The organism is Micromonospora vinacea (genome assembly GCF_015751785.1).
GTDB lineage: Bacteria > Actinomycetota > Actinomycetes > Mycobacteriales > Micromonosporaceae > Micromonospora > Micromonospora vinacea.
This window is the reverse complement of record NZ_JADOTY010000001.1, coordinates 5293036-5319051: the sequence shown is the minus strand read 5'-3', so window position 1 is coordinate 5319051 and position 26016 is coordinate 5293036. Positions and strand designations below refer to the sequence as shown.

The following is a 26016-nucleotide window of genomic DNA, read 5'->3' as shown; positions in this document are numbered from 1 at the left end:
TCCCTTCGACGCGTTCGTGCGTTCCGGCGGGGCCGACTTCCCGGTGAAGCCGCCGGGAAACCCGGCCCGAGCACACCGCCGGGACACTCCGGCCCGAGCACCACCGCCGGGACACCCGGCCCGAGCACCACCGCCGGGAGACCGCCGGACGTGCGTCGGCCCCGGCGCCGCACGGGCAGCGCCGGGGCCGGGGGTACGCGTCAGACGGCGGCGATCAGCAGCGCCGGGCGCTCCACGCAGTCGGCGACGTGCCGCAGGAAGCCGCCGGCCACCCCGCCGTCGCAGACCCGGTGGTCGAAGGTGAGGCTGAGCTGGGTCACCTTCCGGACGGCGAGTTGCCCGTCGACCACCCACGGCTTGTCCACGATCCGCCCGACCCCGAGCAGGGCCGCCTCGGGGTGGTTGATGATCGGTGTGGAGCCGTCGACGCCGAACACCCCGTAGTTGTTCAGCGTGAAGGTGCCGCCGGTCAGCCGGGCCGGGGGCAGGCTGCCGGCTCGCGCGGCGGCGGTGGTCGCCGCCAGTTCGGCGGCCAGCTCGGCGGTGGTGAGTCGCTGGGCGTCGCGCAGCACCGGCACCAGCAGCCCCCGGTCGGTCTGCGCGGCGATGCCGAGGTGCACACCGGCGGACTGGACGATGCGCTGCGCCTCGGTGTCGACCCGGGCGTTGAGCTGCGGGAACCGGCGCAGCCCGCTGAGGCAGATCCGGGCCAGCAGGGCCAGGATGCTCACCGGCGCGTCGGGGGTCGCCGCGTTGATCGCGGCGCGGGTCTCCAGCAGCCCGGTGGCGTCCACGTCGACCCAGATGGTCACCTCGGGGATCTCCCGCCGGCTGCGGGAGAGCTTGTCGGCGATCACCTTGCGGAGGCCGGTGAGCGGGACGATGACGTCGCCGTCGCCGGCCGGGGCCGACGCGACCTGCGGGTCCGGCACGGCGGCGAGCCGGGCGGCGGGCGCGGTCAGCGCTGCCTCCACGTCGGCGCGGCGGATCACGCCCCCGGGTCCGGTGCCCCGCACCGTGTCGAGGTCGACGCCGTGCTCGCGGGCGAGCCGACGCACGATCGGCGAGATGACCAGGGCGGCAGTATGCGGTGCCGGGTCGCCGGACGCGGCGGGCGCGGCGGGCGCGGCATCGGCAGCCGCACCGGTCGGGCCGGCGTCGGCCGGTTCGGGGGCCACCGCCAGGCGGGGCCGACGCCGGCGCCGGGTGGCGCCGCCGTGGCCGGTGCCGTACCCGATCAGCACGTTGCCGGAGCCGGCCCGTTCCTCCTCGCGGTAGGTGGCGTGCCCGGCGGGCTCGTCGCCCCCGTCCAATGGCGCGATGGTGATCAACGGCTGGCCGACCGGGCGTACCTCACCGGCCGCGCCGTGCAGGGTGACGACCCGGCCGGCGTACGGGCAGGGCACGTCGACGACGGCCTTGGCGGTCTCCACCTCGACCACGCTCTGGTCGACGGTGACCACGTCACCCACGGCGACGCGCCACTCGACGATCTCGGCCTCGCTCAGCCCCTCGCCCAGGTCGGGCAGGAGGAAGACCTGCGTCCGTTCGACGGTGGTCATGCCGCCGCCCAACGCGCGTCCGGCTGGTCGTCCCACTGCAGGCGGGCCACCGCGTCGAGCACCCGGTCCACGCCGGGCAGGTGGGTGTGCTCCAGCATCGGCGCCGGGTAGGGGATGTCCAGCCCGGCGACCCGCAGCACCGGGGCGTGCAGCGCGTGGAAGCAGCGCTCCTGCACCCGGGCGGCGATCTCCGCGCCGACGCCCGCGAAGCCGGGCGCCTCCTGGATCACCACGCACCGGCCGGTACGCCGGACCGAGGCGGTGATGGTGGCGTCGTCGAACGGCACGATCGTGCGTACGTCGACGACCTCCAGGTCCCACCCCTCCTCCCGGGCGGCCTCGGCGGCCTCCAGCGCGACAGGCACCGCCGGCCCGTACGCCACCAGTGTGGCGTCGCGTCCGGGCCGCCGCACGACGGCCCGCCCGAACGGCTCGGTGCGGGTCGGCAGGGACGCCTCGTCGCTGGCGAAGTAGAGCTTCTTGGGCTCCATGAAGACCACCGGGTCGGGGTCCTCGATCGCCTCGCGCAGCAGGGAGTACGCGTCGTCGACGGTCGCCGGGGTGACCACCTTCAGCCCTGGGGTGTGCGCGTAGTACGCCTCGGACGAGTCGCAGTGGTGCTCGACTCCACCGATCCCGCCCGCGTACGGAACGCGGATGACGATGGGCACGGTCAGCGCGCCCCGGGTGCGGTTACGCAGCTTCGCCACGTGCGAGGCGATCTGCTCGAACGCCGGGTACGCGAACGCGTCGAACTGCATCTCGACCACCGGGCGCAGGCCGGACATGGCCATGCCGACGGCGAAGCCGACGATGCCGGCCTCGGCGAGGGGGGTGTCGAAGCAGCGGTTCTCGCCGAAGCGGGCCTGGAGGCCGTCGGTGATCCGGAAGACGCCACCGAGCGCGCCGACGTCCTCACCGAAGACGACGACCCGGTCGTCGGCGGCGAGCGCGTCCGCGAGCGCCGCGTTGAGCGCCTTCGCCATGGTGGTGGCCATCAGGCGTCACCCTCCTCGGCGTGGGCGGCGGCCAGCTCGGCGCGGACCTGCTCACGCTGTTCGATCAGCTGCGGCGTGGGTTCGGCGTAGACGTGGTCGAAGAGGCTCAGCGGGTCGACAGCGGGCTGCTCGTTCATCCGGGTGCGCAGGTCCGCGGCGTACGCCTCGGCCTGCTCGGCGATCTCGGCGACCGCCGCGTCGTCGAGCACGCCGCGGGCGCGCAGGTAGGTCTCCAGCCGGGCGACCGGGTCCCGGTCCCGCCAGGCGTCGACCTCGGCGCCGTCGCGGTAGCGAGTGGCGTCGTCGGCGTTGGTGTGCGGCTCCATCCGGTAGGTGTGCGCCTCGACCAGGAACGGCCCCTTGCCGGCTCGGGCGTAGGCGACCGCGCGGGTGAGCACGGCGAGCACCGCGACCGGGTCGTTGCCGTCGACCTGTTCGCTGGGTACGCCGTAGCCGATGCCCTTGTAGGCCAGCGACGGCGCGGCGGTCTGCCGCGACAGCGGGACGCTGATCGCGTACTTGTTGTTCTGCACGAAGTAGACCACCGGCGCCTTGAACACGGCGGCGAAGTTGACCCCCTCGTGGAAGTCGCCCTCGCTGGTGGCGCCGTCGCCGATGAAGGCCAGTGCCACAGTGTCGCGGCCCTGGTACGCCTCGCCGTGCGCCAGCCCGGCGGCGTGCACGCACTGGGTGGCGAGGGGGGTGCACTGCGGTGCGGTGCGCACCTCGGTCGGGTCGTAGCCGCAGTGCCAGTCGCCGCGCAGCAGGGTGAGCACCTCGACCGGGTCGATGCCCCGGGCAACCAGCGCCATCGACTCGCGGTACGTGGGGAAGACCCAGTCGGTGTCGCGGACCGCGAGCACCGCGCCGACCTGGCAGGCCTCCTGGCCTCGCGAGGACGGGTAGACGGCGAGCCGGCCCTGCTTGGTCAGGGCGGTCGCCTGGGTGTCGAAGCGCCGGCCGAGCACCATCCGGCGGTACAGCTCGCGCAGCACCTCGGCGGGTGGTTCGGGGTAGTCGGCGCGGGCGGGCAGCGGCGTGCCGTTCTCGGCGAGCAGGCGGACCGGCTCGGCGTCCGGTAGCAACGAGCGCGCCGGGTCGGGCGGGGTGACCGTTCGACGGGTGCGCGGGGATGCCCTGCGGACCGCCTGGGGAGTGGTCGTCACGGCGGAACCTCCTGGGACGTGTGGTGAGCCTATGCTTCCGCTTGTGGATGATTGACTCAAGATCGACACGGAAGGCGGGACGGTTGGCATGCGGAGGGCCCAGCAGTGAGCCAGGAGACCGCCGACGAAGCGAGCCGGGGCGCGGGATCGGGACGATCGGCCCGAGCGTTGGACGAGGTCGACCGGCGGATCCTCGACGAGCTGGTCCGCGACGGTAGGACGTCGGTGCGGACCCTGGCCGAACGCATCCACATCTCCCGCACCAACGCGTACGCGCGGGTGGAGCGGCTGCTGCGCGACGGGGTGATCACCGGGTTCCGGGCCCAGGTGGCGCCCGAGGCGGCCGGATTGGGCACGTCGGCGTACATCGCCCTGACCATCGAGCAGAACACCTGGCGGGAGGTGTCGGCCGAGCTGGCCCAGGTGCGCTACATCGAGCACGCCGCGTTGCTCGGCGGTGACCACGACGTGCTCGCGCTGGTGCGGGCGCCGGACAACGCCGCGCTGCGCGACGTGGTGCTGGGCCGGGTGCAGGGCATTCCCGGGGTGCTGTCCACCCGCACCTGGCTGGTCTTCGAGGAGTTCGACGGTGCTGGCAGCCCCTGGGCGTGAGCGCCGGGCTCAGCGCTCCGGCGGGGCCTCCAGCCCGTCGCGGTCGGCCAACTCCAGCAGCGGTTCCAGCGAGTGCCGGTCACCGTCCAGGCCGGCGTGCGGGTCGCCGCGCTCGGCGAACCGGGCCGGCATGCTGAGCACATCGAAGTCCTCGGGGCGGACCTGGTCCAGCTCCGACCAGTCCAGCGGCGCGGAGACCAGCGCGGCCGGCGTCGGCCGGATCGAGTACGCCGACGTCACCGTGTGGTCCCGGGCCATCTGGTTGTAGTCGACGAAGACCGGCCGGTCCCGTTGCTCGCGCCACCAGGTGGTGGTGACCAGGTCCGGCAGCCGGCGCTGCATCTCCCGGCCCAGCGCGAGCACCGCCCGACGGCAGTCACCGAAGCTCCACCGCGGCTCGATCGACAGGTAGACGTGCAGGCCCCGCCCACCGGTGGTCTTCGGGTAGGCGGTCATGCCCAGCTCGGCGAGGAACGCCCGCACCTCGTGCGCCACCGGTACCACCTGCTCGAAGCCGACGCCGGGCATCGGGTCCAGGTCGATGCGCAGCTGATCGGGGCGTTCCACGTCGGCGGCGGTGACCGGCCACGGGTGGAACCGCAGAGTGCCCAGGTTGGCGGCCCAGATCACCACTGCCAACTCGCTCGGCGCGACCTCGTCGGCGGTACGGCCACTGGGGAAGGTGATGTGCGCGGTGCGCACCCACTCGGGCGCGCCCGCCGGCAGCCGCTTCTGGTAGAACGCGTCGCCCCGGTTGGTCTGCCGGGTGGCGATCGTCGCGCCCTCGAAGACACCGCGGGGCCAGCGCTCCAGCATGGTCGGCCGATCCCGCAGCGCCCGCAGGATGCCGTCGCCCACCGCCAGGAAGTAGCGGACCACGTCCAGCTTGGTCAGCCCACGCTCCGGGAAGTACGGCTTGTCGGGGCTGGAGACGCGGACCAGCCGCTCCCCCACCTGGATCTCCTCCGCCGCCGTCGCCACGCCCTGAGGGTACGACGCACAAGCGCGCCGTACGGCCACCGAACGGACACTGGCGCGGCGCCGGGGAGCTGTCTTCCGCGGCAGCGATGATGCGCTCGGTCAGGTGAGCAGCAGCACGCCGACCACGATCAGTGGCAACCCGACGAAGAGGAAGATGCCGACCCCGGTGAGCACCCGCCCGCCGCCAGCAGTCTCGCGCTCCCCTGCGGCGCCGAAGATGGCGCGCGGGCCCAGCATGCCGATCCGACTCATCGTCAGGTCACCCGTCACACCGAGGAGCCCGCCCACCACAACCAACCCGATGCCCAGCCGAGCGGTGTAGTCACCGCCAGCGACCGCCACCCAGATCATTGCCGCGACCGCGACCAGCGCCCCGACCACCACTAACAACAGGAGCGCTTCCCGCAGACCTCGCAAGACAGTCATTGTCGACCCCCCGTCGGCTGTCCGGGCACATTGTTTCGCATCACCAGGTCGCGGCGCTGCCCCGAAACCGACAGCGGAGACCGGACACGGTTACCGTCGGCGGCGCCCGGGTAGGGGGGCCGCATGGCGGAACTGGCAACCCTCTGGATCGTCCGGCACGGCGAGAGCACCGCGAACGTCGCGGCGACGCACGCCGAGGCGTCGGGCGCGGAGCTGATCGACCTCCCCCACCGCGACGCGGACGTGCCGCTCTCCGCGACCGGCGAGGACCAGGCTCGGGCGACCGGCCGTTGGCTGGCCGAGCTTCCGGACGCGAAGCGCCCGGACGTGGCGGTGGTGTCGCCGTACCTGCGCGCGGTGCAGACCTCCCGGCTGGCGCTGGCCGGCACCGACATTCCGGTGCACCGCGACGAACGGCTGCGCGACCGGGAGCTGGGAATCCTCGACGGGCTGACCGGGCACGGGGTGCGCCGGCGGTACCCGGACGAGGCCGACCGTCGGGAGCGGTTGGGCAAGTTCTACTACCGGCCGCCGGGCGGGGAGTCCTGGACGGACGTGGCGTTGCGGTTGCGGACGTTGCTCGGCGACCTGCGCCGGGACCACGAGGGGTGCCGGGTGCTGCTCTTCGGCCACGACGCGCTGGTCTTCCTGCTTCGCTATCTGGTGGAGGGGTTGACCGAGGACGAGCTGATGGCGCTCACCCGGCAGGACGTGATCGCCAACTGTTCGATCACCGAGTGGTCGGCCGACAGCGAGGACCGACTGGCGCTCACCGCCTTCAACCACGTCGAGCACCTGCGTCAGCAGGGCGCCCAGCCGACCAGGGAGGACGAGATCCATGCCGAGCCGGTCTGAGGTGAAGGTGATCACCCCGGCGTTGCTGCGGGACTGGGCGCTGCCGGTGCCGGCCGGTGGAAAGGAGAGCCGCGGCACCGTGCTGGTGGTCGGCGGTTCCCGCTTCACGCCGGGCGCGGTGCTGCTCGCCGGGGTGGCCGCGTTGCGCGCCGGCGCCGGGGTGCTCCAGTTGGCCGCCGCCGAGTCCACCGCCGCCGCGCTGAGCATCCAGGTGCCCGAGGCGCTGGTGGTCGGGCTGCCGGAGACCGCCGACGGCGCGGTGGCCGCCGACCGGGACGGGCAGCTCGGCGACCTGGTCGCACAGGCCGACGTGGTGACGCTCGGCCCCGGCCTGAAGGCGATCGACGAAACCAACCGCCTGCTGAGCCTGGTCCTGGAGGCGGCCCGTCCGGACACGTCGCTGGTGCTCGACGCGTACGCCCTCGGTGCGCTCAGCCACGCACCGGACCTGCTGGTCGGCTCGGGTCGGCCCGTGGTGCTCACCCCCAACGTCACCGAGGCCGGGCACCTGCTCGGGCGGGACCCGGGCGACGACCTGGACGCCGAGGCTGCCGAGTTGGCCGCCCGGTACGAGGCGGTCGTGTCGCTGTACGGGCACGTGGCCGCACCGGACGGGCGGGGTTGGCGGGAGGAGAGCGGCGACGCCGGGCTGGGCACCTCCGGCAGCGGCGACGTGCTCGCCGGGTTGTTGGCGGGGCTGCTGTCCCGGGGTGCCGACCCGGCGCAGGCAGCCTGCTGGGGCTCGTTCGCGCACTCGGTGAGCGGCCAGCGGCTGATCCCCCGCTACGGCCGGATCGGCTTTCTGGCCCGGGAGTTGCTCGACGAGATCCCCCGCACCCTGGCGATGGTCTGAGACGGTTTCACCTGTTTCCGGATTCGGCGTGGGGGTACCGGAACCGCACCAGCCGAGATTGTTCAGGGAGGTCATACCGGTGTCGACCGATGCCATCGTCCTGCTCAAAGAGGACCACAAGGAGATGCGCCGCCTGTTCAAGGCCTTCCAGGACGCCGAGGAGGGGCCGGCGAGCCAGCGGCAGAAGTTGGTGGACCAGATCCTGGAGGCACTGACCGTGCACACCTATCTGGAGAACGAGGTGATGTACCCGGAGGTCCGCCGACTGCTGCCCGACCTGGAGGACGACATCCTCGAGTCGTACGAGGAACACCACGTCGCCGACGTGCTCTGCGCCGAGTTGGCCAGCATGAACGCCGACGACGAGCGGTTCAACGCCAAGACGACGGTGCTGATCGAGAACGTCACCCACCACGTCGAGGAGGAGGAGCAGGAGTGGTTCCCGAAGGTCCGCGACGCGCTGGGCCGTAAGCAGCTCCAGGAGATCGGCGAGAAGATGATCGCGTTGCGCGCTGACGCGCCGCGTACCCCCACCGCCCCGAAGGCGATCAAGAAGGCGCTCGACGCGGTGACGGCCTGAGGCACCCGCTCACACCGAAGGGCCCGGCATCGTGCCGGGCCCTTCGTCGTGCACCACGGGTCAGCTGCCCGATCCCGGCTCGGCCATCCGGCGGTGCTGCTCGGACTTGAGCTTGTCCGGGATGATCTTGCCGGCGGCGGTCTGCACCTTGTTCATCAGCGAACCGGCGGTGATCGTCTGATCACCCCTCATCATCGCCTCGAAGCCCTGCTCGGCGACCTTCGCCGGGTCGTCCTTCCTGCCCGAGCCCACAGGGGTGTCCTCCATGTCGGCCCGGTCGAAGAACTCCGTGTCGGTCGGCCCGGGCATCAGCGAGGTCACCGTGACGCCGGTGTCCTTCAACTCGTTGCGCAACGCCTCGGCGAAGGACTGCACGAACGACTTCGACGCGTTGTAGACCGCCTGGAACGGCCCGGGCATGGTGGAGGCGATCGACGAGGTGAAGAGGACCCGGCCGGTGCCCCGCTCGACCATCCCGGGCAGCAGCCGCTTCGCCAGGTGCACAGTCGAGCGCACGTTGAGGTCGACGATCTCCAACTCGTCGGCGAGGTCGGTGCCGCCGACGAAGGCGCCACCGGCTCCGCGACCGGCGTTGAGCGCCAGCGCGTCCAGGGGCCGTCCGGTCGCGGTGACCGCGGCCACCAGCTCCGTCACGCCCTGCTCGCGGGCCAGGTCGACGCGGACCGACCAGATCTGCGGGCCGCCGTCGCGGCGCAGCTTCTGTGCCGCCAGCTCGATGCCGTCGTCCTCGGCCGCGATCACCACGTCGAAGCCGTGCTCGACGAACTGCGCCGCCAGCTCGTATCCGATCCCACTGGAGGCCCCCGTCACCAGGGCGAGCGGCCGGTCGGAGGTGGGTGTGGTCATGTTCTCGACTCCTTCTGTGCGAACCCTGGCCGCACCCTTGACGGCGCGGTGGTCACCTACCGTGTGCCCCGCGACGCAACGCCCAATCACGTCGGCGGGGTCGCCTCCCGGAGGGTGGCCCGAACGGCCGGTTCCGGCCCGGTAGGATCGGCCCGGGCCGTTACTGGCGCGTGGGGATGGAGAACCATCGGGGAGCGGCCTCGTCACGTGGACGTTTGCCGAGCGCCTGGGCCTTCCCGCACGTCTGTTGGAGGTCGCATGTCCCGCAACGCCGAATCCACCGCATTCCGGAGTGCCCTTGAGGTGATCCGGGCTGTCGAGCCGCGGGTCGCCGACGCCATCGGCGCCGAGCTGACCGACCAACGGGAGTCACTCAAGCTGATCGCCAGCGAGAACTACGCCTCCCCGGCGACCCTGCTGGCCATGGGCAACTGGTTCAGCGACAAGTACGCCGAGGGCACCGTCGGCCGCCGCTTCTACGCCGGCTGCCAGAACGTCGACACCGTCGAGGCGCTCGCCGCCGAGCACGCCCGGGAGCTGTTCGGCGCCGCGCACGCGTACGTGCAGCCGCACTCGGGCATCGACGCGAACCTGGTCGCGTTCTGGGCGGTGCTGGCCGACCGGGTGGAGTCCCCCGCACTGAAGAAGGCCCAGGTCCGTCAGGTCAACGACCTCACCGAGGCCGACTGGTTCGCGTTGCGCCGCGAGCTGGGCAACCAGCGGATGCTCGGCATGTCGCTGGACGCCGGCGGCCACCTCACCCACGGTTTCCGGCCGAACATCTCCGGCAAGATGTTCGACCAGCGCAGCTACGGCACCGACCCGGCGACCGGCCTGATCGACTACGACCGGGTGGCCGAGGCCGCCCGCGAGTTCAAGCCGCTGATCCTGGTGGGCGGCTACTCCGCGTACCCCCGGAAGGTGAACTTCCGGATCCTGCGGGAGATCGCCGACTCGGTCGGCGCCACCTTCATGGTCGACATGGCGCACTTCGCGGGCCTTGTGGCCGGCAAGGTGTTCACCGGCGACTTCGACCCGGTGCCGCACGCGCACATCGTCACGACCACCACGCACAAGTCGCTGCGCGGTCCGCGCGGCGGCATGGTGCTCTGCCAGCCGGAGCTGGCCGACCAGGTGGACCGGGGCTGCCCGATGGTGCTCGGCGGTCCGCTGCCGCACGTGATGGCCGCCAAGGCTGTCGCGCTCGCCGAGGCCCGCCGGCCCGACTTCGCCGACTACGCCCAGCGGATCGTCGACAACGCGCAGGCGCTCGCCGAAGGGCTGCTGAGCCGGGGCGCGAAGCTCGTCACCGGCGGCACCGACAACCACCTGGTGCTGATCGACGTGTCCGGCTACGGGCTCACCGGCCGGCAGGCCGAGCAGGCCCTCCTCGACTCGGGCATCGTCACCAACCGCAACTCGGTCCCGCAGGACCCGAACGGGGCCTGGTACACGTCCGGCATCCGGATCGGCACCCCGGCGCTGACCACCCGGGGCCTCGGCACCGCCGAGATGGACCAGACCGCCGAGCTGATCCACACCGTGCTGACCCAGACCACCGCCGGCGCCAACGCCGACGGCACCCCGTCGAAGGCGAAGTACACGCTGGACCCGGGCCTGGCCGACAAGGTCGCCCGGCAGGCCACCGACCTGCTCGCCACGTACCCGCTCTACCCCGGCATCGACCTGAGCTAGCCTCCGCTCCCGTCGATCATGGAGTTGTGGTGCCCGATCCGGGCTGGTGCGCGACTTTCGTCCACCACCACAACTCCATGATCGACGCCGGGGTGCGACAGTCAGGCCATGGGGCGCTTCAGGTGGTAGCGGTGGACCTCGGTGCTGCCCTGGACGTTGTTGACGTCCTCGGCCGCGGAGACCAGCTCCCACCCCTCCCGGCCGGCACGGTTGAGATGCGCGATGGCGGTGTCGCCGTAGGCGGTGATGTCCTTGCGTGACCCGTCCGGCGCGTACCAGACGAACGAGACGTGAAAATTGCGGCCCTGTCCCTGATAGCGGCGGACGAGCAGGGCGTACTCCCAGGCAACCATGCGGCTTATTATGACCGTCCACCCAGGACGGCGGCAGGCGGGTCGTCGCGCATTGCCATCCGATGAACGCGGTGTGTCAACCCGCCCGACGGGTCAGCTCGTCGATGATCAGCGCCGCGAGCCGGTCCAGCCCGACGTCGATCTGCTCCGGTGTGACAGCGCTGACCGACAACCGCAACGCGTGCACCGGCGCGGTGTCGTCGTAGAAGTGCGCCATCGGCGTCCACAGCACCCCGTAGTCGCGCGCCGATCGGTCCAGCAACGCGTCGTCGACCGGGAACGGCACTGTCACCACCACGAAGAACCCGCCGGCCGGCACCGTCCACCGCACCGCCGGCTGGTCGGGCCGGGCCGACTGGTCCGGCAGGGCCGGGAAGCGCCGGGTGAGGCCGGCCACCAGGTGGCGCAGGTTCCGTGTGTACGCGGCCCGCTCCCGGGTGTTCGCGGCCACCAGGCTGCACCCGTGCTCCAGCAGCCGGCCGCCGATCACCGCCTGGGCGATCGGCGACGTGTTCACAGTGACCATGCTCTTGATCATGGCGAGCTGGTCGGCGAGCGGGCCGACCCGCCCGTCCGGGCCGACCACCCGCTGGTCGGCGACCACGTACCCGACGCGGGCGCCCGGGAGCACGGTCTTGGCGAACGAGCCGAGGTAGACGACCCGCCGTCCGGTGTCCAACGCCTTGAGGGTGGGTGGGCGCGGCCCGTCGTCGGTGTGGAACAGGCCGTACGGGTTGTCCTCCAGCAGCAGCAGATCCTCCTGCGCGGCCAGGTCCAGCAGCCGTTGCCGGTGGGCGGTGTCGATGCTGACCCCGGAGGGGTTGGCGAAGTCCGGCATCACATAGCAGGCGCGCGGTCGTAGCCCCGCCGCCCGGGCCCGGCGTACCTGGGCGGCCAGGTCGGTCAGATCGACCCCGGCCGACCCACCGGCGACCGGCCACACCGGCAGGTCCACCAGCCGGGCCGCCCCGGTCAGCCCGACGTAGGTAGGGGCGACCGCGAGCAGCACATCCGTCGGCCCGGCCCGCAACGCCCGCAGGACCAGGAACATCGCCTCCTGGCAGCCGACGGTCACCACGATGTCCTCCGGGTCGACGGTGATCCCCTCGTCGACAGCGAGGTTGCGGGCGATCAGGTGGTGCACGATGCCCTTGGTCCGGCCGTACTGCAACAGCAGCCGCCGGGCCTGCTCGGGCCGGTGCCCCAGGTCGTCGACGAGGTGCCGGTGGAAGGTGTCCAGGTGCCGGTGCACCGCCGTGAGGTCGAAGAACTCCTCGTACGGCCGGCCGGCCGCGAGGGACACCGCCGCCGGGTAGCGCTCGGACACCTCGTTGAGGAAGTTCATCGAGGTCAGCGCCGGATCACCCAGCGCGGGGTGCAGGTCGGCGACGCTCAGGTCGACCGGTTCGGTGGCGGCCACCCCTCAGCCCACCCCGAGGGTGCGCAGCTCGCCGGCCGCCACCACGTCGGCGCAGCCGGCCAGTGTGAGCGCGTCGGTCAACTCGGCGACGAGCAGCGCCAACGCGTCCCGGGCCGCCGACTCGCCACCGACTGCGAGGGCCCAGAGCAGCGGCCGGCCGACCAGCACCCCGGCCGCACCCAACGCCAGCGCCCGCAGCACGTCGGTGCCGCCCCGGATGCCGCTGTCCAGCAGCACCTGGCAGCGGTCCCCGACCGCGTCGACGACCTCCGGCAGCATGGTGACGCTCGCCGGGGAGCCGTCCAGTTGCCGCCCGCCGTGGTTGGAGACGACCACCGCGTCCGCGCCGACCCGTACCGCCTCGGTCGCGTCGCGCGGGTCCAGCAGCCCCTTGACCACCAGCGGCAGGTCGACCTGCTCGCGCAGCCACGCCAGGTCCGCCCAGCGCAACGCCGGCGCGAACGACGCGGCGGTGTGCGCGGCGATCGCGGACACCCCGGGGGCGCCGGAGTGCGCCAGCGCGTCGCGACCGTCGGGGAGGTTCGCGGCGACCACCTCGGCCGGCAGCCGGAACGCGTTGCGCAGGTCCCGGGGGCGTCGGCCGAGCACCGGGACGTCCACTGTGACCACCAGCGCCCGGCAGCCGGCCGTGACGACCCGGTCCAGCAGGTCGCGGACGAGCGCCCGGTCGCGCAGCCAGTAGAGCTGGAACCAGACGTCCGCGCCCGCCCCGGTGACCTGTTCGATGGGGGTGCTGCCCAGCGTGCTCGCCAGGTACGGGATCCCGGCCGCGCCGGCGGCCGCCGCCAGGCCCAGCTCCCCGTCCGGGTGCACCAGCCGCTGGTAGGCCATCGGCGCCACCCCGACCGGCATGGCGTACCGGCGGCCGAGCAGGTGGGTGCCGAGGTCGACGGTGTCCACCCCGCGCAGCACCCGGGGCAGCACCGACACCCGGTCCAGGGCGTGACGGTTCGCGGCCAGGGTCACCTCGGAGGCGCTGCCGCCGGCCAGGTAGTCCCACACCTCCGGCGGCAGCACGGCCCGGGCCCGCTCGGCGTAGTCGGCGAGCGACACGGCCGGCGGGCCGACCAGCAGCCGCTCACCCATCGCCCGACCCCGGGCCCGCCAGCGGGGAAGAGGGCGGCGAGTACGTCGTGGGCGGCGGCGCCGGCTCGACCAACTCGCCCGCGTCGCCTGGCCCGGACGGCAGCCCGAAGCGCTCGCGGAGGAACGCCGCCGCGCTCCCCTGTGCCCGCCGCCCGTCGGTGAAGGTTCCCGGCATGGCGAAGAACCCGTGGATCATGCCCGGGTAGTGCTCCAGCCGGGTGGACACACCCGCGTCGCGCAGCCGCTCGGCGTACCGCTGCCCCTCGGCGCGGAGCGGGTCCAGTTCGGCGGTGATCACCAGCGCCGGTGGCAGCCCGGACAGGTCGTCGGCGAGCAGCGGCGAGGCCAGCGGATCCTTGGCGTGCGCCGGGTCGGAGAAGTAGTGCGTCCGGTACCAGGCGACCGAACGGCTGTTGAACAACGCTGGGTCGTCGTCGCCGGCCGGTTCGCCGCTCTGGTCGGTGTTCGGGTAGACCAGCAGTTGCGCGGCGAGCGGTGGCCCGTCCGTACGGCTGAGCAGTGTGACCGCGGCGGCCAGGTTCCCGCCGGCGCTGTCCCCTCCCACCGCCAGCCGGGTCGGGTCCACGCCCAGCTCCTCGGCGTGCCGGGCGATCCACGAGGTGGCGGCGTGGCAGTCGTGCACCGCCGCCGGGAAGGGGTGCTCCGGGGCGAGGCGGTAGCCGACGGTGATCACCTGACAGGGCACGGCGTTGGCGAGCCGCCGGCAGATGCCGTCGGCGGTGTCGATGCTGCCGAGCGTCCAGCCGCCTCCGAAGAAGTACAGCACTGTGGGCAGCGGCCCCGACCCGGCCGGCCGGTACACCCGCAGCGGCAGGTCCCCGGCGGGGCCGGGGATCCGCTCGTCGCGTACCTCGCTCACCGGCTCGACAGCGCCGCTGCCGGCGCGGATCGCGGCCAGGTCCGCGGCGCGCGCCTCGGCGAGGGTCTGCGCGTACAGCGGCGGGGTGCCGGCCGCGGTACGGGCCGCCCGGTACGCCGCCACCTCCGGGTGCACTGCCATGTCGCTCCTATCCACCGGTGCTGACCAGCAACGTGTCGATGCCGCGCAGGAACAGGCTGCCGCTGTACGTCGGCGTCTCGGTGACCGTCAGCGCGGGGAACCTGTGGAACAGCCGGGGCAGCGCGAGGCGACCTTCCAATCGCGACACCGCCGCGCCGAGACAGAAGTGCAGGCCCACCCCGAAGGCGAGTGACGGAGGGCCGGGACGGGTCGGGTCGAAGGTGTCCGGGGCCGGGAAGCGGGCCGGGTCCCGGTTGGCCGCCCCGATCATGATGAGCACGTTGTCGTCGGTGCCGACCGGCACGCCGTGCAGCACGGTGTCCGCCGGCGCGGCGCGGGCCAGGAAGTGCACCGGGCTCGCCAACCGCAACACCTCGTCGACGCAGCCCTGCGCCAGCGTGGCGTCGGTGGGCAGCGCCGCGACCGTCTCCGGGTGGGCCAGCAGCAACGGCAGCCCGTTGCTGAACATGTAGACGGTGGTGACGAAGCTGGCGTTGAACAGCACGATCAGGTTGCTGATCAACTCCTCCTCGGTCAGCTCCACCTCCCCGGAGTCGAGAGCCTCGACCAACCCGCTGAGCAGGTCGTCCCCGGGCACCCGGCGGCGGTGCCCGAGCAGCTCCCGGTAGAAGGCCCGCAACTCCCGCGCGGCGGTGTTGGCCGCTGCCAGCCGCTGCGGGGTCTTCCCCGCCACGTCCAGGAACTCGTCGATCCACTCCACCCGCTCGCGGTACCACGGCAGATCGGCGGCCGGGATGCCGATGAACTCGGCCATCACCAGGGCCGGAATCGGGTACGCGAAGTCGGCCACGAAGTCGACAACGCCCTCCCCGGCGTCCGCCATCCGGTCCAACAGTTCGTCGACCACCCGCAGGATCACCGGTTCCAGCGCGCCGAGCCGGCGCGGCGTGAAGGTGCGGGAGAAGACGTGCCGCATCCGGGTGTGATCGGGCGGGTTGACGAACATCATCGAGGTCTGGAAGGTCCGCAGGATCTCCTGCTCCTCCCAGCCCGGCGGCGGCTGTTTCGTCCACTCCGGATCGCGCAGCAACCCGTCGACGAGGTCGTAGCCGACCGCGACGGCGGCCACCGTGCGGTGCTCGGCGCGCGCCGGCACCGCGCTGATCGGGCCGAGCCGGTGCAGGTCCGCGTACCACGGGTACGGGTCCTGTCTGCCCTGTTCGCTGTACAGGCCGGTGAGTATCTCCTCCACGTCCACTGCCAACTCCTCCCCAGGATGTCGGTGGCCGGGGGCAGCGGGGATCACCCGCCGCCCCCGGCCGATGTCACAGGTCGAGCAGCCGCAGCGGCACGGCGTCGGCCAGCGCCTGGTTGCCGGCGTCGTTCGGGTGGATGTGGTCCCCCGAGTCGTACGCGGGCAGCAGTTGGCTGGGGCGGGCCGGGTCGCGCAGCACCCGGTCGAAGTCGAGCAGCCCGTCGAACTCCCGACTACCGCGCAGGTACGTGTTCACCGCCTGGCGGGTGGCCTCCTTCTGCGGCGTCCACACCCCCGGCGCCCCGTGCCCCTCGTACGGCGTCAGCGTGGCCACCAGGCTGGTCAGCCCGCGCTGCTGGAGCTGTTGGTTGATCTGCCGCAGGGTGCCGATGATCGCCTCGGGTGTGTCGTTCGACATCCAGATGTCGTTGATGCCCAGGTGGGTGACGACGGTACGCACCCCGGTCTGGGGAAAGACGTCCTCGTTGAGCCGGGCCGCCGCGTTCGGGCCGAGCTGGTAGTAGCCGGGGTAGTTGCCGTCGCCGGGCTCGGTGCCCTCGTGGTTGAGCCGGTTGCCGGCCAGGCTCAGGTTGAGCACGCCCGGGGTGCGCCTGTCCGGCCGGTCGGCGAGCAGCCGGTCGGAGAGCAGGTCGGGCCAGCGCCGGTTGGCGTTGACGGTGCTGCCGTTGCCGTCACCGATGGAGTCGCTGAGCACGACCAGCGCGCCGGGGCTGCCCTTGCGCTGCACGTCGACGCCGGAGAGGAAGAACCAGCAGCAGGTGGGACGGGTGGTGAACCCGGCGCCCTCGGCCGCCCCGGTCAGATCCCCCGCGCCGATGAAGTTTGCCTGCTGGGACTGCCCGTGGAACGTGGTCGGGCCGGTCGGGGTCGGGAAGTGCACTGTGACCACCAGGTCGCTGTCGTCCGCGACCGGGAAGGCCAACGGGTCGCTGAGCAGTTCCGCGCCCCGGTTCATGGTCGCCGTGGTGGCTCCGGTGAAGGTCAGCGGGCGCACCGACGCCGCGTCGATGTCGGAGAGGTCGTCGGGGGTCGCGGTGTTCGGCCGGGCGACGGTGGCCCGACCGACTTTCACCGCCTGCTCGCCGTAGAGGTTGCTCAGACGTACCCGCAGCGCGGGGCCGCCCACCGAGACGTGCACGATCATCCGGACGCTCTGGTCGTTGAGGCCGGTGTTGGTCAACCCGACCGAGTTGCCCCGGGTGACCGCTGTGGCCCAACTGCCCGCCCACTCGACGCGGTCGGGTCGACTGGCGGCGGTGCCGGACGGACCGGCGCTGGCGACGACGGCGGGTGCGCCGGCGACCAACAGCGCGGCCGCAGCGGCGATGACAGGCCATCTCTTCGGGGTTGCCGTTGCCATGGAACCTCCATCGTGTGGCAGCCCAGGGCCGTCCGCTGACGGCGCCCGCCTGGACGATGGTCCAGAAACCTAGCCGCCGCCGCTGACGGGCGTCAATCAACCTGATCGACGCGATCAAATGTCCGGCGGGCCGCTCGGATCGCCCGTCGGCACGGTTCCGACCAGCCGTTTCGCGCCTAGGCTTCCAGGCGGCGGCGGTGCGGTCGCCCGAGCGCGCCCACCGTCGCGTCGTCACCGGGAGCGGCCCGGGGACCGCCGATTTCGCGGATGGGGGCTGCCGGATGACTGACGGACCCGGGCACACCACTACCTACGTGCACAGGGTGTTGGACCTCTTCGCCGAATTCGGCGACCGGGAGGCGCTTGTCGGCGCCGATCGGCGACTGACCTACACCGAGGCCGCCGCGCGGGTCCGGGCGATGGCCGCGACGTTGACCCGGCACGGCGTACGGCCCGGGTCGGCGGTGCTGGTGACCGTCGCGAACGCGGTGGAGGGTCCGCTGCTGCAACTGGCCCTGCATCTGCTCGGCTGCCGGACGATGTGGGTCGCCCCGGTGACCGCGCGCCGGGAGGTCGACGAGTTCATCCGGTTGGCCCGCCCGGACGCCCTGGTCTACGACGCACGGGACCCGGCCAGTCTGGGCCCGGAACTGGCCGCCGCGCTGCCCGGCACCCCGGTCTGCTGTCTGGGCGCGGGCGGCGCCGGCCCCGACCTCACCGCCGACACCGACGTGACGGACCTGCCGGCGTCCGTGCCGGCGCCCGAGTCGTTCCTGCAGACCAGCGGCACCACCGGAAGCCCCAAGCTGGTGCACCACCGGGAGAGCTTCTACGCCCAGATCCTCACCCTGGCCGCCGACTTCCGCGCCGCCGGGTTCCCGCTGCTGCGGCACCTGTCGCACTCGCCGATGTGGCTGGCCAGCGGGCAGATCACCACACTGTTCAACCTGTTCACCGGCGGGGTGCTGTTCCTGCGTGACGACTGGGACCCGGTGGCCTTCGTGGACACCGTGCAGCGGGAGCTGATCAACTCGACCTTCGTCACCCCGCCGATGCTCTACGAGGTGTTGGACCACCCGGCGCTGGTCGGCGCGGACTTCTCCGCCATGTTCATGTTCAACGTGGGCGCCGGGCCCGCCGCGCCCGCCCGGCTGCGCCAGGCCATCGGGCGGTTCGGCCCGGTGCTGCGCATCGTGTACGGCCTCAGCGAGGCGGTGGTGATCACCGCGCTGCCCGGGCTGACCGACGATCCGGAGCACCCGGAGCGGCTGCGCTCCTGCGGGCGGCCCTACGGCGACGTCCGCGTCGAGATCCGTGACGACGACGGCACGGTGCTGCCGACCGGCCGCGACGGCGAGGTGTGGGTGCGGACCCGACTGAGCTTCGCCGGCTACCACGGCCAGCCGGAGCTGACCGCGCAGACGCTCGTCGACGGGTGGGTGCGCACTCGCGACATCGGCCACCTCGACGACGACGGCTACCTCTACCTGGTCGACCGGGCGCACGACATGATCGTCACGCATCGCCGGAACTGGGCGATCTTCTGCCGTCCCATCGAGGACGTGCTGGTCGGGCACCCGCAGGTACGGGCCGCCGCCGTGATCGGCGTGCCGGACGAGACGGTCGGCGAGGTGCCGCACGCGTACGTGGTGCTCGGGCCGGGCGCGACGGTCACCGGGGCGGAGCTGATCGACCTGGTGACCGCCGAACTCAACGAGATGTGGGCGCCGGCCACTGTGGAGTTCCTCGACCGGCTGCCGGTGAACCGGTCGATGAAGGTGGACAAGCGGGCGCTGCGGGCGCGGTACGCGGCCCGTCGGGCGGCGGCGGTCGGGGCGTGACCCCCCGCCGGCAACTGGTCGTCCTGGTCAGCGCCGACCTGATCTCCAACCTGGGCACTCGCATCTCGGTGGTGACCATCCCGTGGCTGGTGCTGGTCACCACCGGCAGCCCCACCAAGATGGGCCTGGTCGCGTTCGCCGAGACCCTGCCGTACCTGCTGTCCAGCGCGCTGGGCACGCCCTGGGCGGACCGGATCGGCCTGCGCCGTACCTCCATCTTCTGCGACGCGGGCAGCGCGGTGGCGATGGTCGTCGTCGCGCTGACCCCGTGGTTGGGCTTCGTCCCGCTGGTGGCGCTCGTCGCGGTGGCCGGTGCGCTGCGGGGCATCGGGGACCGGGTGAAGCACGTGATGTTCCGCCCGGTCGCGGAGGCCGCCGGGGTGCCGCTGATCCGGCTGACGTCCGCGTACGACGGGCTCAGCCGGGTGGTGACCCTGTTCGGCGCCGCCGTGGGCGGTCTACTGATCGCCGTGTTCGGAGTGACCGAGGCGATCCTCATCGACGCGGCCAGCTTCGGCGTCTGCGCGCTGCTCATCGGCGTCCTGGTCCGCCCACCGGCCGCGCCGACGCAACCCGCCCAGCCGGAGAGCTACCTGCGTGCGCTGCGGGGCGGCTTCAGCTACCTGGGCCGGGACCGGCCGCTGCTCGGCATGCTCGCCGTCATCTCGGCGCTGAACATGGTGGCCAACGCCAGCGTGGCCGTGTACATCCCGGTCTGGGTCGCCCGGGAGCTACCCGGCCCGAGCGGTCTCGGGCTGGTGCTGGCGGCGTTCTCGGCGGGCGCGCTGCTGGGAAACCTGGTGTTCACCGCACTCGGGCCCCGGCTGCCCCGGCGGCTGACGTTCCTGGTCGGCGCACTGGTCGCCGGCACACCCCGGCTGGTGGCGCTGGCGATCAGCGACGAACTGCCGGTGGTGCTCGTGGTGACGTTCCTGTCCGGAATCGGCATCGCGGCGGTCAACCCGCTGCTCGGGGTGGCGCTCTACGAGCGGGTGCCACCGGAGTTGCAGACCCGCGTGATCGGCATCGCCGGTTCGTTGGCGTTCGTCGGGTTGCCGGTCGGCGCGCTGCTCGGCGGCTGGTCGGTGGACGCGCTGGGGCTCACCCCGGCCCTGCTGACCATGGCGGCGGCGTGTCTGGTGATCACCGCGTACCCGCTGCTGAACAGGACATCCGGCCCGGATACACCAGCGCGGCCGACCCCCGTCGCCACCCGGTAAACCCGTTGCGGGGCATGCCCGGCTGCCGCAGGCTCGGACCGGTGAACGCACAGCCGCCGCCAGGCGTCCCCGTGACCGACGATGCAGTGGCCGACCGGATCGACGTGGCGCTGGTCCGCCGACTGGTGGCCGAGCAGTTCCCCCGGTGGGCGGAGCTGCCGATCCGCCCCGTCGCTGTCGACGGCTGGGACAACCGCACCTTCCACCTGGGCGGGGAGATGAGCGTGCGGCTGCCCAGCGGCGCCGGGTACGCCCTCCAGGTCGCCAAGGAGCAGCGCTGGCTGCCGGTGCTCGGGCCGCAGCTGCCGGTGGAGGTGCCGACCCCACTCGGCCACGGCCGGCCCGGGGCGGGTTACCCGTACCCGTGGTCGGTCTACCGGTGGATCGACGGGCGGACCGCCCACGCTGAGCGAATCGACGACCTGACCCGGTTCGCCACCGACCTCGCCGCCTTCCTGCGCGCCCTACGCGGCGTGGACGCCACCGACGGCCCGGCGGCCGGCCCGCACAGCGCCTGGCGGGGCGGTCCGCTGTCCACCTACGACGCCGAGACCCGGGCGGCGATCGAGACGCATCGCGACCGGGTGCCCGTCAACGTCGTCACCGGCATCTGGCAGGCCGCCCTCGACGCCACCTGGACCGGGCCGCCGGTCTGGTTCCACGGCGACGTCGCGGACGGCAACCTGCTGGTCCGCGACGGCCGGCTCGCCGCCGTCATCGACTTCGGCTGCTCCGGCGTGGGCGACCCCGCCTGCGACACAGTGATCGCCTGGACCCTGCTGCACGGCCCCAGCCGGGCCGCCTTCCGCGCCGCGCTCGGTCTGGACGACGCCACCTGGGCCCGAGGACGAGGCTGGGCGCTGTGGAAGGCGCTGATCACCCTCGACGATCGGGACCCGGCCAAGGCCGAGTGGGCCGGGCGGGTGCTCGGCGAACTCCTCGCCGAGCACCGCGTGGCCCGCTGAACCCCTTAGAGGCCGTGGCCCGTCAGCGCCCGGCCGCGGCCGGGGTGGCGTGTTCGGTACGGCAGCGCGGGCACCGCAGTCGCGTCCCGGCCGCAGTCCGGGGCACCCGGAGCCGCTGACCGCAGCCGCAGGTCACCACCAGCGCCGACGCCCGCAGGTATTCGTCCCGCTCCCGGCGCGGCCACCGGCCGTGGCAGCGGGCGCACCACTTCGGTGGGTAGCTGTGGTAGTGGGCCAGGCCGAACGCGCCCGCGACCATCAGCGCCGCGGGAACCAGCAGGCCGAGCGGCGCGAGCAGCGCGGTCGGCACTCCGCCGACGCCGTCGGAGACCAGCACGGCGACCACAGTGAGCACGACCACCGGCACACCGAGCACTGTGAACCCGAAACCCCAGGCGAAGGCCAGCACTGACGGCAGGAACATCCACATGCCGCCGGGCGCCCACCGGCGCACCCCGTACCCGCCGCAGCGTGGGCAGTTCGGCGAGGCGCGGTGCGGCACCGACCGCAGCGCCTTCGGCGCCAGCCACTTCACCAGAAGCTTGAGGATCTCCTCGACCAATTTCGACGCGAGGGCCTGAAGGAACGAACCGAGCATGCCGTCACCTCCCTCGCCGATCGATTCCGCTGTCGGCCCACCACCCATCGTGGGCGACGGGTGCCATCAGCCCACCCCAGCGCGCCGACGCCGTGACGCCCACGACGCCAATCCGACAGCACCCCCACGTTGTTCGTCGGACGTTCGGCTGCCGGTCGCGCGGGCGTCGGCCCGGGGCGGCTAGCGTCGACCGTCGTCACCGCACCTGGAGGCCGCAGCGCATGACGTCGTCACCCACCCGCCGCCGCACCGCCGAGGTCACCGCCGTGCGCCGGATCGGCGACAGCGCGCCGCACAGCGCGTTCACCGACCTCGTCCGGTACGCCGGGAACTGGTTCTGCGCCTTCCGGGAGGCCCGCACCCACCTCAGCGACGACGGCGTGATCCGGGTACTGACGTCGACCGACGGCCGGGCCTGGACCTCCGCGACCGTCATCGCGCGGCCCGGCACCGACCTGCGTGATCCGCGCTTCGTGGCGCGACCCGACGGGCGACTGCAACTGCTGGCGGCGGTCGCCACCGGCGCGGCCACCAAGACGTTCCAGACGGTGACCTGGCTCTCCACCGACGGGTACGCCTGGGGCGATCCGATCCCGGTGGGCGAGCCGGGCGTCTGGGTGTGGCGGGCCGCCTGGCACGACGACGCGATGTACGGCGTCGGCTACGCCACCCGGGAGCCGAGGTTCGCCCGGCTCTACCGCAGCACGGACGGGGTGGACCTGCGGCAGTGGGTGCCGACGCTGTTCGAGGGCGGGTACCCCAACGAGTCCGGTCTGGTCTTCGCCCCGGACGGCACCGCCCTCTGTCTGCTTCGGCGGGACGCGGGCACCGCGAGCGCGCAGCTCGGCCGGGCACTGCCGCCGTACCGGGACTGGACCTGGACCGACCTGGGCGTCCAGGTGGGCGGGCCGACGCTGCTCCGGCTGCCGGACGGGCTGCTGCTGGCCGGGGTGCGCCTGCACGACGGCGAGGTCCGCACCGCGATCTGCGTCGTCGACCCCGAGCGGGGCGAGCTGACCGAGCTGGTCGCGCTGCCGTCCGGCGGCGACACCAGTTACCCCGGCCTGGTCTGGCACGACGACCTATTGTGGGTGAGCTACTACTCCTCGCACGAGGGGCGGACAAACGTCTACCTGGCCGAGGTCAGGTTGACCGGCTGAGCCTGGCCGGGCAGCCCGCCGGCCGGTTAGCGTGCCGGCATGCCATCGACGTTGGACGAATCGACGGACCCGTACTGTCTGCGCCCCGGGGAGGCCGTCGACCTGCTGCACGGGCACCCGTGGCGGCGGTTCGTGGCGCTCGGCGACAGCGTCGTGGAGGGCATGTGTGAGCCGACACCCGGCTACCCGGACGTGCAGTGGGTCGACCGGGTCGCCGCCGAGCTGACCGCCGTCCGCCCCGAGCTGGCGTACCGGAATCTGGGTCGACGCGGGCTGCGCGCGCACCAGGTGCGTGCCACCCAGCTTGCCCCGGCGCTGGCCTTCGCGCCGGACCTGGCGCTGGTCGTCTGCGGCGGCAACGACGCCTTCCACCCGGCGTACGACGCGGAGGCGGTGGACGCCGAGCTGACCGCGATGATCACCGCGCTGCGCGATGTGGGCGCCGAGGTGATCACCGTGGGCATGTTCGACGTCTCGCACAGCCCGGCGGTGCCCGAACACCTCCGGCCCGGTCTGGGCGAACGAATGCGCCGCCTGTCCGCCCACACGGCAAACCTGGCCGAGAGCCTGAACACGATCCACGTCCACCTGACCGACCATCCCCTGACGGCCGACCCCACCCTCTACAGCACCGACGGCCGCCACGGCAGCGCCCGCAGCGACGCCATAGCAACGGCCGAAACCCTCCGCACCCTCTCCCACCGGCTCCCCTCACCCGGGTGATCATGAGGTTGGCGAGGCCAGGAGCGACCCAGAGCCCCGCTAACCTCATGATCAACCGGGAGATTGGCCCGGGGGGTGGTTCAGTCGGTTAGGAGGATTCCGGTTAGGAGGACGCCGTGGGCCAGGTTGAGGATTCCGTCGCAGCCGGGATAGCCGACCCTCGCCAGGCCGCCGGAGGCGTGGCGGCCGAACAGGTACGGGGCCAGCGAGTACGGGACGTCGGCGGTGACCGTCTCGCCCGTCTCGATCTGGACGAAGTCCATCGACACCCGGTCGGTCGGTAGGTACTCCTGGAGGATGGCGCCGCCCTGGTCGACGGCGGCGCGCACACCGTCGGCCCAGTCCGCCGCGCTCAACTCCGGGCCGAGCAGCACACCGTGCCCGGCCGAACCGTCGGCCGGCTTCGCCACCAACGTGGCCTGCTCGGCGATGGCCCGGTCGAGCACCGCGGCGGTCAACGGCACCGTGTACGGCACGTGCCGGCGGATCAGCGTCTGGTCGTCGGCGGGCAGCCCGTCCACGTCCTCCCACAGCCAACCGAATGTGGCCTTGTTGCCGAGCAGCCAGGCCGCCGCCGACACGAACATCGGCAGGGTGCCGGCGGCGAGGGCCACTGCCACCGCGTCCAGGCCGGCGGTCGGTGTGACCCGGTTGGGCACGAACAGCCGGAACAGCGCGTCGACCGGTGCGCCGTCGACGACGAGGCGGTTGCCGGCGTCCACCGTGGCGGTGGACACCGGGGCGATGACCAGGTCGATGCCGAAGTCCCGGGCGCGTACGGCGAGGGGGTCGAGGATCCGGATGAACGTCTGCGGGTCGTCGAGGCCCGGGTAGTCGCCGTCGAAGTCCATCAGCAGCGCCACCCGGGCGCCCTCGGGCAGCCGCAGCTCCTCGCGGATCGCCACGAACCGCTGGTCCAGCAGGGACGGCGCGGCCCGCACCGGCAGGTCGTCGAGGATCCCGTGCTCCCGGTAGAGGCGCGCGTACCGCTGGATGACGGTGTCGGCGTCGAACCCGCCGCCGAGGCTGCTGTCGATGTTGTACTCGACGAACTTCGGCACCCCGGCGGAGAAGATCACGTCCGGGCGGTACGCGGCCAGCAGCGCCTCGGTCAGCGGCTCGGACTCGTCCAGCAGTCGGGTCTCCCCCGCCGGTACGCCGAGCAGCTGGCGCAGCTCACCAGCGGTGCCGGCCCGGCGACGGCAGGCGTCGAGGATGAGCTGGGCCAGCCGGTCGCAGACCTCGTTGAGCTCCCGCCAGGCGTCGGCGGTGAGCACCGGGGGGCGGGCCAACCGCCACTGCTTGTTGTAGGTGGCCCGGCCGTGGAAGACCTGCTCCCAGGCCGCCGCCCCACTGGCCACCATGGCCCGACGGGCCGGCTCCGGCAGGTCGGTCCAGGCCCGGTCGGCCGCCGGCCACTGATAGTTCGGGTCGATCATGATCCGTCCTTCATGGTCAGGTGGATGGCGGTGGCGAGCTGGTCGCGGCCGGGCTGGACGGCCCGGTCCAGTGCGGGGGCGAACGGCAGCACCGCCCCGTCCGGTCGGGTGACCCGGCGTGGCGGGGCGAGCAGCCGGACCCGTTCCACCACCGATGCGATGATCTCGGCGGCCATGCCGCAGGAACGGTTACCGTCGTCGAGCACCACGAGGCGTCCGGTGCGGGCCACCGACTCGGTGAGACCGTCGATGTCGAACGGGTACAGGGTGCGCGGGTCGAACACCTCCACCGAGACCTGGTCGGCCAGCTCCTCGGCGACGGCGAGCGCGTCGTGCACCAGGTGCCCGATCGCGACCACTGTCACGTCGTCGCCGAAGCGGTGGATCCGGCCCCGGCCCAGCGGCACCGGCGTCAGGTCGTCGACGTCCTCGCGCAGGTCCATGGCGCCGGCCGGCGCGAACACCACCACCGGGTCGTCGTGGCGGATCGCGGTGACCAGCAGCCCGTACGCGTCGGCCGGGGTGGCCGGTACGACGGTGACCACGCCGACGTGGGCGAAGAGGCTGTACGGGTGGTCGGAGTGCTGCCCGGCCCACCCGGTACGCGAACCGGAGCCGGGCACCAGGTAGGTGACGGGGACACTGCACTGGCCCCCGGTCATCAGCGGGAACTTGTGCGCGTGGTTGACGATCTGTTCGAAGACCAGGAACAGCAGCGACGGGATCTGGAACTCGATCACCGGCCGCAGCCCGGCCAGCGCCGCCCCGGTGGCGAAGCTGGTGAACGCCTGCTCGGACAGGGGGGTGTCCCGGATCCGGTCGGTGCCGAACCGCTTGGCCAGCCCGGTGGTCACCAGGGACGCCCCCACCTGGACGTCCTCGCCGAGCAGGAACACCGCCTCGTCGCGGGCCAACTCGTCGGCGAGGGCCCGGGTGAGGGCCCGGCGGTACGACAGTCGGGGCACCTCAGCCACCTC

At 72.7% G+C, this 26016-nt stretch carries 24 protein-coding genes, 1 pseudogene and 1 riboswitch; of the genes and pseudogenes, 10 read left to right on the top strand and 15 right to left on the bottom strand.

Annotated features, from left to right (window positions below; translation table 11 throughout):
* Positions 1-200: 200 nt before the first annotated feature.
* From IW249_RS25015 to pdhA, 3 genes are read right to left on the bottom strand one after another with little or no spacing between them, the layout of a single operon-like run.
* Positions 201-1562 carry a dihydrolipoamide acetyltransferase family protein gene (locus IW249_RS25015; RefSeq protein ID WP_372432998.1) on the bottom strand — a complete coding sequence of 454 codons (1362 nt, stop codon included), beginning with the start codon at positions 1560-1562 and terminating at the stop codon, positions 201-203.
* Positions 1559-2563, bottom strand: a complete 1005-nt coding sequence (locus tag IW249_RS25010; RefSeq protein WP_196924947.1) for an alpha-ketoacid dehydrogenase subunit beta — start codon at positions 2561-2563, stop codon at positions 1559-1561. The genes IW249_RS25015 and IW249_RS25010 overlap by 4 nt, the downstream gene beginning before the upstream one ends.
* Positions 2560-3726, bottom strand: a complete 1167-nt coding sequence (gene pdhA / locus IW249_RS25005; RefSeq protein ID WP_372432997.1) for a pyruvate dehydrogenase (acetyl-transferring) E1 component subunit alpha — start codon at positions 3724-3726, stop codon at positions 2560-2562. The genes IW249_RS25010 and pdhA overlap by 4 nt, the downstream gene beginning before the upstream one ends.
* Before the next feature lie 105 nt (positions 3727-3831).
* Between pdhA and IW249_RS25000 the strand changes: the two genes are divergently transcribed.
* Positions 3832-4338: an Lrp/AsnC family transcriptional regulator gene (locus IW249_RS25000; protein WP_196922988.1), complete on the top strand. Its 507-nt coding sequence runs from the start codon at positions 3832-3834 to the stop codon at positions 4336-4338.
* Positions 4339-4347: 9 nt separating this feature from the next.
* Here IW249_RS25000 and IW249_RS24995 read toward each other — a convergent pair whose 3' ends face one another.
* Positions 4348-5319, bottom strand: a complete 972-nt coding sequence (locus IW249_RS24995) for a DNA polymerase domain-containing protein (RefSeq protein ID WP_196922987.1) — start codon at positions 5317-5319, stop codon at positions 4348-4350.
* Between the two features lie 99 nt (positions 5320-5418).
* Complete coding sequence (locus tag IW249_RS24990; RefSeq protein WP_196922986.1) at positions 5419-5745, bottom strand: hypothetical protein; 327 nt, start codon at positions 5743-5745, stop codon at positions 5419-5421.
* A gap of 123 nt (positions 5746-5868) precedes the next feature.
* Here IW249_RS24990 and IW249_RS24985 point away from each other — a divergent pair, with 123 nt between their 5' ends.
* The 3 genes from IW249_RS24985 to IW249_RS24975 all read left to right on the top strand — a co-directional run bounded on the left by IW249_RS24985 (position 5869) and on the right by IW249_RS24975 (position 8033).
* The gene (locus IW249_RS24985) at positions 5869-6600 is read left to right on the top strand and encodes a histidine phosphatase family protein (RefSeq protein WP_196922985.1); all 732 of its coding nucleotides are present in this window, start codon (positions 5869-5871) and stop codon (positions 6598-6600) included.
* A complete protein-coding gene (locus IW249_RS24980; protein WP_196922984.1) occupies positions 6584-7453 on the top strand; it encodes an NAD(P)H-hydrate dehydratase in 870 nt (289 codons plus the stop codon). The genes IW249_RS24985 and IW249_RS24980 overlap by 17 nt, the downstream gene beginning before the upstream one ends.
* Before the next feature lie 79 nt (positions 7454-7532).
* A complete protein-coding gene (locus tag IW249_RS24975) occupies positions 7533-8033 on the top strand; it encodes a hemerythrin domain-containing protein (protein WP_091397687.1) in 501 nt (166 codons plus the stop codon).
* A gap of 60 nt (positions 8034-8093) precedes the next feature.
* On the opposite strand, the gene IW249_RS24970 is transcribed toward IW249_RS24975, so the two are convergent.
* Entirely contained in the window at positions 8094-8900 is an 807-nt protein-coding gene (locus IW249_RS24970; RefSeq protein ID WP_196922983.1) for an SDR family NAD(P)-dependent oxidoreductase, read from the bottom strand.
* A gap of 149 nt (positions 8901-9049) precedes the next feature.
* Positions 9050-9139, top strand: a riboswitch (ZMP/ZTP riboswitch).
* 19 nt (positions 9140-9158) lie between these two features.
* Here IW249_RS24970 and IW249_RS24965 point away from each other — a divergent pair.
* Positions 9159-10595: a glycine hydroxymethyltransferase gene (locus tag IW249_RS24965; RefSeq protein WP_196922982.1), complete on the top strand. Its 1437-nt coding sequence runs from the start codon at positions 9159-9161 to the stop codon at positions 10593-10595.
* Between the two features lie 101 nt (positions 10596-10696).
* Here IW249_RS24965 and IW249_RS24960 read toward each other — a convergent pair whose 3' ends face one another.
* The 6 genes and pseudogenes from IW249_RS24960 to IW249_RS24935 all read right to left on the bottom strand — a co-directional run bounded on the left by IW249_RS24960 (position 10697) and on the right by IW249_RS24935 (position 17060).
* Complete coding sequence (locus tag IW249_RS24960; RefSeq protein WP_091397680.1) at positions 10697-10957, bottom strand: hypothetical protein; 261 nt, start codon at positions 10955-10957, stop codon at positions 10697-10699.
* 67 nt (positions 10958-11024) lie between these two features.
* A complete protein-coding gene (locus IW249_RS24955) occupies positions 11025-12368 on the bottom strand; it encodes an aminotransferase-like domain-containing protein (protein WP_196922981.1) in 1344 nt (447 codons plus the stop codon).
* A 3-nt stretch (positions 12369-12371) separates the two neighbouring features.
* Complete coding sequence (locus IW249_RS24950; RefSeq protein ID WP_196922980.1) at positions 12372-13475, bottom strand: alpha-hydroxy acid oxidase; 1104 nt, start codon at positions 13473-13475, stop codon at positions 12372-12374.
* Between the two features lie 106 nt (positions 13476-13581).
* A pseudogene (lipP1, locus tag IW249_RS24945) lies at positions 13582-14496 on the bottom strand (LipP1 family hormone-sensitive lipase); the annotation flags it as partial.
* A gap of 7 nt (positions 14497-14503) precedes the next feature.
* On the bottom strand, positions 14504-15715 hold the full coding sequence (locus IW249_RS24940) for a cytochrome P450 (protein ID WP_196922978.1): 1212 nt from the start codon (positions 15713-15715) through the stop codon (positions 14504-14506).
* A 67-nt stretch (positions 15716-15782) separates the two neighbouring features.
* Entirely contained in the window at positions 15783-17060 is a 1278-nt protein-coding gene (locus IW249_RS24935) for an SGNH/GDSL hydrolase family protein (RefSeq protein WP_196924945.1), read from the bottom strand.
* Positions 17061-17374: 314 nt separating this feature from the next.
* On the opposite strand from IW249_RS24935, the gene IW249_RS24930 reads away from it, so the two are divergent.
* From IW249_RS24930 to IW249_RS24920, 3 genes are all read left to right on the top strand, one after another.
* Positions 17375-18934: an AMP-binding protein gene (locus tag IW249_RS24930; RefSeq protein ID WP_196922977.1), complete on the top strand. Its 1560-nt coding sequence runs from the start codon at positions 17375-17377 to the stop codon at positions 18932-18934.
* On the top strand, positions 18931-20154 hold the full coding sequence (locus IW249_RS24925) for an MFS transporter (protein ID WP_196922976.1): 1224 nt from the start codon (positions 18931-18933) through the stop codon (positions 20152-20154). Before IW249_RS24930 ends, IW249_RS24925 begins: the two co-directional genes overlap by 4 nt.
* 71 nt (positions 20155-20225) lie before the next feature.
* Positions 20226-21119 (top strand): aminoglycoside phosphotransferase family protein, encoded by an 894-nt coding sequence (locus tag IW249_RS24920; RefSeq protein ID WP_307788697.1) that lies wholly within the window; start codon positions 20226-20228, stop codon positions 21117-21119.
* Between the two features lie 22 nt (positions 21120-21141).
* On the opposite strand, the gene IW249_RS24915 is transcribed toward IW249_RS24920, so the two are convergent.
* A complete protein-coding gene (locus tag IW249_RS24915; protein ID WP_196922974.1) occupies positions 21142-21717 on the bottom strand; it encodes a hypothetical protein in 576 nt (191 codons plus the stop codon).
* A 221-nt stretch (positions 21718-21938) separates the two neighbouring features.
* Between IW249_RS24915 and IW249_RS24910 the strand changes: the two genes are divergently transcribed.
* Positions 21939-22877, top strand: coding sequence for a sialidase family protein (locus IW249_RS24910; protein ID WP_196922973.1), 939 nt, complete (start codon positions 21939-21941; stop codon positions 22875-22877).
* 39 nt (positions 22878-22916) lie between these two features.
* A complete protein-coding gene (locus IW249_RS24905; RefSeq protein WP_196922972.1) occupies positions 22917-23600 on the top strand; it encodes an SGNH/GDSL hydrolase family protein in 684 nt (227 codons plus the stop codon).
* Positions 23601-23680: 80 nt separating this feature from the next.
* On the opposite strand, the gene IW249_RS24900 is transcribed toward IW249_RS24905, so the two are convergent.
* Both IW249_RS24900 and IW249_RS24895 read right to left on the bottom strand, forming a co-directional pair.
* On the bottom strand, positions 23681-25039 hold the full coding sequence (locus IW249_RS24900; protein ID WP_196922971.1) for a hypothetical protein: 1359 nt from the start codon (positions 25037-25039) through the stop codon (positions 23681-23683).
* Positions 25036-26004, bottom strand: a complete 969-nt coding sequence (locus IW249_RS24895) for an alpha-ketoacid dehydrogenase subunit beta (protein WP_196922970.1) — start codon at positions 26002-26004, stop codon at positions 25036-25038. The genes IW249_RS24900 and IW249_RS24895 overlap by 4 nt, the downstream gene beginning before the upstream one ends.
* Between the last annotated feature and the right edge of the window lie 12 nt (positions 26005-26016).

What these genes read in the sequence shown, in the direction of transcription:
- IW249_RS25015 (WP_372432998.1), bottom strand. Translation starts at nt 1,562, where the DNA reads ATGACCACCGTCGAACGGACGCAGGTCTTCCTCCTGCCCGACCTGGGC.
- IW249_RS24965 (WP_196922982.1), top strand. Translation starts at nt 9,159, where the DNA reads ATGTCCCGCAACGCCGAATCCACCGCATTCCGGAGTGCCCTTGAGGTG.
- IW249_RS24980 (WP_196922984.1), top strand. Translation starts at nt 6,584, where the DNA reads ATGCCGAGCCGGTCTGAGGTGAAGGTGATCACCCCGGCGTTGCTGCGG.
- IW249_RS24910 (WP_196922973.1), top strand. Translation starts at nt 21,939, where the DNA reads ATGACGTCGTCACCCACCCGCCGCCGCACCGCCGAGGTCACCGCCGTG.
- IW249_RS24915 (WP_196922974.1), bottom strand. Translation starts at nt 21,717, where the DNA reads ATGCTCGGTTCGTTCCTTCAGGCCCTCGCGTCGAAATTGGTCGAGGAG.
- IW249_RS24985 (WP_196922985.1), top strand. Translation starts at nt 5,869, where the DNA reads ATGGCGGAACTGGCAACCCTCTGGATCGTCCGGCACGGCGAGAGCACC.
- IW249_RS24990 (WP_196922986.1), bottom strand. Translation starts at nt 5,745, where the DNA reads ATGACTGTCTTGCGAGGTCTGCGGGAAGCGCTCCTGTTGTTAGTGGTG.
- IW249_RS24930 (WP_196922977.1), top strand. Translation starts at nt 17,375, where the DNA reads ATGACTGACGGACCCGGGCACACCACTACCTACGTGCACAGGGTGTTG.
- IW249_RS24905 (WP_196922972.1), top strand. Translation starts at nt 22,917, where the DNA reads ATGCCATCGACGTTGGACGAATCGACGGACCCGTACTGTCTGCGCCCC.
- IW249_RS24900 (WP_196922971.1), bottom strand. Translation starts at nt 25,039, where the DNA reads ATGATCGACCCGAACTATCAGTGGCCGGCGGCCGACCGGGCCTGGACC.
- IW249_RS24950 (WP_196922980.1), bottom strand. Translation starts at nt 13,475, where the DNA reads ATGGGTGAGCGGCTGCTGGTCGGCCCGCCGGCCGTGTCGCTCGCCGAC.
- IW249_RS24970 (WP_196922983.1), bottom strand. Translation starts at nt 8,900, where the DNA reads ATGACCACACCCACCTCCGACCGGCCGCTCGCCCTGGTGACGGGGGCC.